This is a genomic window from Candidatus Anoxymicrobium japonicum, assembly GCA_002843005.1.
GTDB classification, from domain to species: domain Bacteria; phylum Actinomycetota; class Geothermincolia; order Fen-727; family Anoxymicrobiaceae; genus Anoxymicrobium; species Anoxymicrobium japonicum.
In genome coordinates this window covers 1-6,685 of the sequence record PHEX01000079.1, presented here as the reverse complement: position 1 = coordinate 6,685, position 6,685 = coordinate 1, and the positions used below count along the sequence as shown (strand labels likewise).

The 6,685-nt window shown below is 58.0% G+C and carries 10 protein-coding genes; 1 reads left to right on the top strand and 9 read right to left on the bottom strand.

What is annotated here, in order from left to right; all coding sequences use genetic code 11:
- Positions 1-102, bottom strand: a 102-nt coding sequence (locus tag CVT63_07405; GenBank protein PKQ27559.1) for a hypothetical protein, incomplete at its 3' end; no start/stop codon positions are given.
- A gap of 230 nt (positions 103-332) precedes the next feature.
- Between CVT63_07405 and CVT63_07400 the strand changes: the two genes are divergently transcribed.
- Entirely contained in the window at positions 333-629 is a 297-nt protein-coding gene (locus CVT63_07400; protein ID PKQ27557.1) for a ferredoxin, read from the top strand.
- Positions 630-672: 43 nt separating this feature from the next.
- Here the strand turns inward: CVT63_07400 and CVT63_07395 are convergent, their stop codons facing one another.
- From CVT63_07395 to CVT63_07360, 8 genes are all read right to left on the bottom strand, one after another.
- Positions 673-1,458, bottom strand: coding sequence for a hypothetical protein (locus CVT63_07395; GenBank protein PKQ27556.1), 786 nt, complete (start codon positions 1,456-1,458; stop codon positions 673-675).
- A gap of 39 nt (positions 1,459-1,497) precedes the next feature.
- Entirely contained in the window at positions 1,498-3,153 is a 1,656-nt protein-coding gene (locus CVT63_07390; GenBank protein ID PKQ27558.1) for an oxidoreductase, read from the bottom strand.
- A 23-nt stretch (positions 3,154-3,176) separates the two neighbouring features.
- Positions 3,177-3,572 (bottom strand): nitrogen fixation protein NifQ, encoded by a 396-nt coding sequence (locus tag CVT63_07385; protein ID PKQ27555.1) that lies wholly within the window; start codon positions 3,570-3,572, stop codon positions 3,177-3,179.
- A 17-nt stretch (positions 3,573-3,589) separates the two neighbouring features.
- A complete protein-coding gene (fdxB, locus tag CVT63_07380) occupies positions 3,590-3,895 on the bottom strand; it encodes a ferredoxin III, nif-specific (GenBank protein PKQ27554.1) in 306 nt (101 codons plus the stop codon).
- A gap of 157 nt (positions 3,896-4,052) precedes the next feature.
- Complete coding sequence (locus tag CVT63_07375; GenBank protein PKQ27553.1) at positions 4,053-4,250, bottom strand: hypothetical protein; 198 nt, start codon at positions 4,248-4,250, stop codon at positions 4,053-4,055.
- A gap of 71 nt (positions 4,251-4,321) precedes the next feature.
- Positions 4,322-4,801, bottom strand: coding sequence for a hypothetical protein (locus tag CVT63_07370; GenBank protein PKQ27552.1), 480 nt, complete (start codon positions 4,799-4,801; stop codon positions 4,322-4,324).
- 230 nt (positions 4,802-5,031) lie between these two features.
- Entirely contained in the window at positions 5,032-5,436 is a 405-nt protein-coding gene (gene nifX, locus CVT63_07365; GenBank protein PKQ27551.1) for a nitrogen fixation protein NifX, read from the bottom strand.
- A 33-nt stretch (positions 5,437-5,469) separates the two neighbouring features.
- Positions 5,470-6,685 (bottom strand): nitrogenase iron-molybdenum cofactor biosynthesis protein NifN (locus tag CVT63_07360; protein PKQ27550.1); only part of this gene is annotated, 1,216 nt, incomplete at its 5' end.

Below are 6,685 nucleotides of genomic sequence, written 5' to 3'. Positions count from 1 at the left end.
TTGCGGCTGGCGCTCTATGACGACGACTTCCGCACCGGCACGGGCCAGATACCAGGCCGTGGTGACGCCGATAACGCCCGCCCCGACGACGATGACTTTCATGCAGTGCCCCTCTTTCCTGTTGCTTTGGTGTTTACAAGCAGGGGATATGCCATTTGATCAGTACTTCCCTGGAACTACCTGTTAAGAGTACGCCAAGCTGCACGAAGTTTTACGCTATCCGGTACGACCTTTGCTTTTAGCTGTTATGCACCTTTTTTTGGGTGCCGTCGTGTGCTGTTTGCGACAAATCAGACAAGCGATCAAGCAATCACAAACAAGGAGTGAAACAAATGCCAGTTGTTACCATCCAGCCATCCGGCAAGACTACAGAAGCCGCTGCCGGCAGCAGCATACTCTCGGCCCTGCTTGCGGCCGAGGTAGATATTCCGCACAAATGCGAGGGCAAGGCCGAGTGCGGCTCATGCCACATCTTTGTTCAGGAAGGCCGCAAGAGCCTGTCGAGAATCCAGCGCGAGGAAAACGAGAAGCTGGATACCATCGTCGGTGTCGGTTCCAAGTCGCGTCTGGCCTGTCAGGCGATTCTCGGCGACGAGGATGTGACGGTCGAAGTGTTGAGTTTTATGTAATGAAGCGCGTGTTTGAACAGGCCAGGCATGGCCTGTTCAAACATCAGTTGGCAGTATGCCGCAGCAATTGCAGGCATTCCTCCGTCGCTGCCAGCTCTACTGCAAGATAATCGTCATCGGTGCGGATTAAGGGATCAGCGCCGTTATCCAGCAGAATCTTCATCATTTCATGCTTGCCGCTGGATGCGGTATACATCAACGCAGTCGCGCCGGTGAGGTTGCGGTTGTCGAGATCGATGCCGGCATCGATCAACCGTTTTACCAGCGTTGCGCTGCCGGAGACACAGGCCAGCCACAGCGCATTGTTGCCGTCGCTGTTGCGCAGGTGGATGTTGACGCCATACGCCAGCAGTTCTGCTGCAAGATCGTCACGTCCCGATAGCGCGGCGCGCATCAGTGGGGTCAGTGCGTGGTGCCAGGGGCTGTTGAGATTGTTGGCTTCAAAATGATGTTCCTCGATGAAGGCTGCCAGTTCCGGGCTGGCATCAGCGCCAAGTGCGGGCGGCTCTGGCAGAACCGGGGCCAGCGCTTCGTAGCCGCCATCGACGCTGTAGACTTCAGTAAAGCGGAAATCGGCGAACATGTTGGCGTAGACCTGGCTGGCGTTGCCGTGATAACAGTAGATCATGACCGGGATGTGTTTCGGCAGGGTCGATACGACGTAGCCGAAATCCTGCTCGCTCAGATGGTCTGCGCCCTTGATATGCCCCTGGCTGTAGCTTTGCTCATCGCGGGTATCGAATAGTGCCAGGGCCCGGACGCCTGCATGCAGGCGACGGATGTGGTCGGCGGCATGGGCCGGGCTGATGCGCTGGAAGCTGGTGGTCATGGTGTGTCCCCATTTCATAAAAATATATAAAAATAAAAGCTAAAGCTCATAAGTCGAGGATGTTTCGATTCTTGAGTCTTCCAGCGGCAGTCCTACCGTGAAATGGTAAAGGCTCTGGAACTCCGCATTCTTCAGGCCTAGCAGGTTGTGGAAAGGGTCGTCGAAGTAACAGCCGATGCCGGTTCCGCGCAGGCCCAGCGCTTCCGCCTGCAGGTAAAGTACCTGGCCGATCAGGCCGGCCTCACGTAGCAGGTCACGATAGCTGGCCGGCTCTGCGCCGATGGCAGCATCAAATTCGGCCAGCATGCCCAGCGCAAAGCAGCTGTTGGCTGCGATGTCCTGATGGCAGTGGATGCTGCGCGCCACGCGCTGCAGTTCGGCTGCGGGTGCCGGCGTTAACAGTTGCAGGCCCATATCTGGCGGTGCGTTCTCAAGCGGTGTGCGCAGGAAATCCGGGTTCAGGCTGACATTCAGCAAAGTTGCCAGCCGCTCTGTGCGCGGCAGCAGGTAGAGCCCGGGCTGCATACCTTCGACGCGATGCACGAACAGCACCAGGCTGATATGCGGCCCGGTAGCCAGTGCATCCCAAGGCGCGTGTACTGACGGCAGCGTGGCGGCCAGTAGAGCATGGAAATCCGCTTGCGACATGACGTGCCTTGCATCGAAACGCTGGGCGCTGCGGCGCTGCAGGATGATTTGCGCGGCAGTCTTGTCGTTGCCGGTTCCGGCTCCGGTGCCGGATGCTTGATCCGGGTGCCCAGGCTCGCCTTGTGCGTGGTTTTTTGTCGCGGCATGTCTTGTCGCCAAGGCGACCTCGTCCATGACCTGCCAGCGATACATGGGATGCCGGTCGATGGCCGATGCCTTGCCATGCCAGTTTGCGGTCTTGCAGGCTTGCTGCAGCCAGGTCAAATCCTCAGCTTCAGGCGCTAGTTCTGGCGTCAGTGCCAGCAGGATTTCGGCCTCCTCGCGCTCGGTGTATGCCTCGCGTCCGGCTGTGAAGTCCTCTGAACGATCCAGCCCCAGCCAGTGTTGCAGTGTCGAGCTTGCCGCCTGCCTCTGTTCTGCCAGCGGCCAGCCGAGCAGCGCCGCGGCATAGCGTAATGCACCGACGGCATGGCCGGTATCGAGCTGGCAATAACGAAAAGCCCGTTCGCCGTATTTCCAGGCTTCACGCCACATGACGCTGGAGAGTGCGACCAATATCTGTGGCGAGCCGCCAGTTGAGGTAAATGTTGCCCGCCGTTCCAGCGCATGGCTGTCCGGGCAATAGTGGTAAAGACCGTTGGAAAAACCGGCGATACTGCGGAGAAAGACATAGGCTTCCACCGGATGCAGGTTGCCGCTGGACGGGTTGGCACGCACAGCCCAGCGGTCAGGCCCATAGGATTTCCAGGCAGTGATGCCCAGTGACAGCTGCAACAGCACGCTGAGCGAGGCGGCGTCAGCCGACAGTGGCGCAAGCGTCTGGGCTAATGCGGGAAACGGACGATGCAGGGCGGCGTTCAGGGCCGGGTCATGCATCGCTTCGTCCAGTGTGGGCAGAGCAGTCTGTTCTGCGCCTTCGAAATGACGGAAGGCTGCCGGCTGGTCGTCCCAGTCCAGTGTCGTCGGTCCCGGCGCGTAGGCCTCGAAGCGGTGTTTGCTGTACTGATGGTAGCCCAGTACGGTGTGCAGATCGGCGTGCATATCCATCTCATCCACGCTGCAGGGAATGTTCATGATAGCGTACCGGGTTCTTCAGGGCCGAAGCATTTGTCGTAATCAATGCAGACAGCGCAGGAAGGCGATTTGCAGATGAAGATGTCGGCGCGTTCGCACAGCTGCTTGTAGAAGAATTTCTTCCATTTCATGTTGCCGCTGTTCTTGGCGAAAAGCGCGGGGAAGTTCTCCTGCATCAATGCCGTCAATGCTGCCCGGTCCGGCAGTTGCATGTCCTGCCACAGATGGTTATCGCCCATGCAGGACTGCGCGATGAACAGCACCAGCTTGTGTGTCTCGGTACTGTCATCGGCACGGTGATCCATCAAGAGTTGCACGATGTCATCGTATTCGTCGATACGGCTCTCCGTGTCAACGATGGGGACGATGCGCGTCACTGGCTGTGCCTGCATGGCCGGGCCTTACTCCGTCAAGCTTCTGCCGGGGCGTGTGTGTAGCACTTCTTCGGGCAGATCTTGGAACAGGCTTCGCAACCGACACAGTTTTCCGGGTTGGCGATGGTCATCACTTTCTTTTCGTATTCGCCGTCGTCATCGTCGTCGCCGAGCGATACGGCCATGCGTTCGCCTTCGTCATCGATGCCGACTAGTTGCAGCACATCGCGTCCGCACACGCGGAAGCAGCGGCCGCAGCCTATGCACTTTTCCTCTTCGATATGCTCGGCGAATTGCGGTGTCCATAGTTTGCCGCCAGGCAGGGTTACGGTGTAGGTCATGTTTTTTTCTCCAGTGTCAGGGTGTTGAGAAACGTAACGAGGGGATCATATGCAAGGCGTGAGGCGCACAGCGACCGAGACATACCTGTAGGTAGGCGAGGAAGCGAGCACCGAGCAACGCAGCAGATGGCCGTCGCAGTAGTTTTGCAGCACCCTGTCAGCCTCCTGCCGCAGCCAGCCGCTTGCGCGCATCGGTCAGTTGTTCGTAAGCCTTGAAGGTCCGTGCCGCAATCTCCGGGATATTTTCCCAGCCGGTTGGCAGGTCTTCCGACAGGTCATGCAAATCCATCTTCAATTGCGTGGCCTGGGCATTGAGTTTTTTCACTTCGGCCTTGATGGTGTCGATATCACTCATTGATTGCTCCTTGCAGTTTGCTATTCCTTGTTGTCATTCCGGATCGTCGCTGACGATTGCCGGAATGACGATCATCCGTAGTTGGCGACATCGGGGAAGGTCTTGATCATCCCCACCGCGGCGGCGACAACTTTTTCACCTTCGGCGGCGAGTTTCTCGATGGTTTCAAAACCGAAGCGATGCACGTCGCGCAGCTGTTTGTTGACTACGACCAGGCGCCCGGCAGTGAGGATCATCTTGCCGAAACCTTCGTGGTGCATCTTCATCATGGGCGAAACCATGACCTTGGTTTCGCGCTCGACGGCAAGGCCGACGGCGTTGTAGAACAATTCCAGCCGCCAGATGGTTTCCGGGTCCGGGTCGCCGATGATAGGCATTTCGCGCCGTTGTTCCTTGCTGATGAGGTAAGGTGCAAGCAGGGTGGCGTCATCCTTGCCTTCCCAGGCACCGTGCGTATCCTGGGCACGCCATTGTTTGACCAGTTCGATGACGAACGGCGACTCCCAGGGGTCTGTCGGGGTTTCCGCAATTGCGGCAGCGGTAGCAGTCATGTGTTTCTCCTTGAATTCAAAATATGATTTTTAGCCACAGAGGGAACAGAGATCACAGAGAAATTCGTTCGAGGGTTTGCCTCAGTGCGCTCTGTGTTCTCTGCAGCTCATACATCAAACGGTTTTCAAAATCTTGTAGCCGTAGAGGGTGCGGAGTTCACAGGGAAATTCGCCTGAGGGTTTACCTCTGTGTCCTCTGTGGCTATAAGTGTCTTTCTGTGGCTCATGTTCTAAGCCGGTTCATCTTCGAAATCGAAACTGCGCTCCTGATCTTTCAGCAGCGCTTTTCTGAGGAATGGCGGCGGTGTGCCGTTGAGCACATCCTTGAGTTTTTCCAATACTTCCTCGATCGGTTCCGGGCTGGTCACCTTGACCGGGTGTATCTTGTGCGCCACCACTCGTGCCGCGGCAGAGCCGCCGATGGCGGCAACATAGAGCAGGGCGCAGTCCTTGATGATTTCCAGTTTGGGCGCCAGCTTGTCTTCGTTGCCGTCTTCCTGCAGGTCACCTTCAAAGGCAACGGCTTCGATGAAGCTGTGGCCTTCCGGCGTCAGTTCGTAGATGGCGATGTTCTTGGCCCAGCCGAAATGGGCATCCACCCGTTTCAGGTCTTGTGTGGCAAAAGCGACTTTCATGATGTTCTCCGGGTTATCAAATCAAAATTGGCTTCATGCGATATGCGCGGCTTCAGCGTGGCTCTGCGCCTGACTCTGGCAACTGCCGCAGGCGCCGTCCGCGCAATGGTCTTCTGTTTCCTTGGGTGACCAGGTTTCCGGGCCGACTTCGTGGTCGTTGCTAAGAAAGATATTGGCGATCTCAAAGGCCAGGTCGCGCGTGCCGCGGTAGCCGACTATCACCTTGTGCGCCGCACCCAGGCGGTCGAAGGTCGGGATGCCCATGCGCAGGAAGGGGATGTGCAGGCGTTCCGCCATCTGGCGTCCATGCGAATGCGTGATCAGCAGGTCGCAGTCCTTTGCGCGTGCTTCCAGGTCTTCCAAGTCGCCGATCAGCACTTCTTCTGCCGGCAACTTTTCCAGCATGGCGGAGTGCGTTGTCGTGACGTTGGCCGTCAGTTCGCAGCCCATCTCGGCGAGGAAACTGCCCAGGCTCCAAAGCAGATCTGGCTCGGCGCCGATGGCGATCTTCTTGCCGCCACTGAAGAAATGCGCATCCAGCAAGGCATCCTGTAGCTGGCTACGCTGACGGCGGTATTTTTGCGGTACCGGCTGGCCGGAAAGCTGCGCCAGGTGCTGCATGAAATTGTCGTTGGCCTCCAGCCCGGTCAGGCGGTCGAACATGGTATAAGGCACGCCGGTCTTCATTTCCAGCTCGATGGCGGCGGCATGCATCTGGTCGCCGATGGCGATGGTGGCGCGTGCCGCGCCCATGGTGCGCAGTTGTTGCAGCGTTGTGCCGCCCAGCGTGGTGGGCGTGAAATCCTCGGGGATATGGCCGTCCAGCGAACCGGAAATATCCGGGATGAATACCGGATCCAGGCCAAAGGCTTCGATGATCTCGCGAATCTCGTTGATGTCGCCCGCGGTCAGATGGGAGCCGGGCAGCACATTGACGCGGTTGGCCTGTTTCACCTCGCACGGCACCGCCATTTCCTGCACGATACGCACCACCGCCTTGTTCCAGCCATCCTGGAAGGCACCGATATAGTCCGGGGTGGAGACGTAGATGATCGCCATGTCGGCGATTTCCGGATGCTTGGCGCGTATCAGCTTGATGTAGGCATCGACGTCATCGCCCTTGGTTTCGGTCAGGCCGGTCGAAGCCAGCCCGAGAATTTCCGGCTGGTTGCGGTTCCAGATATTCATGATGGCCTGCTCGATGTTTTCCATGCCGCCGAGGATGGTCGTCACCTCGTTCATCGCCGTG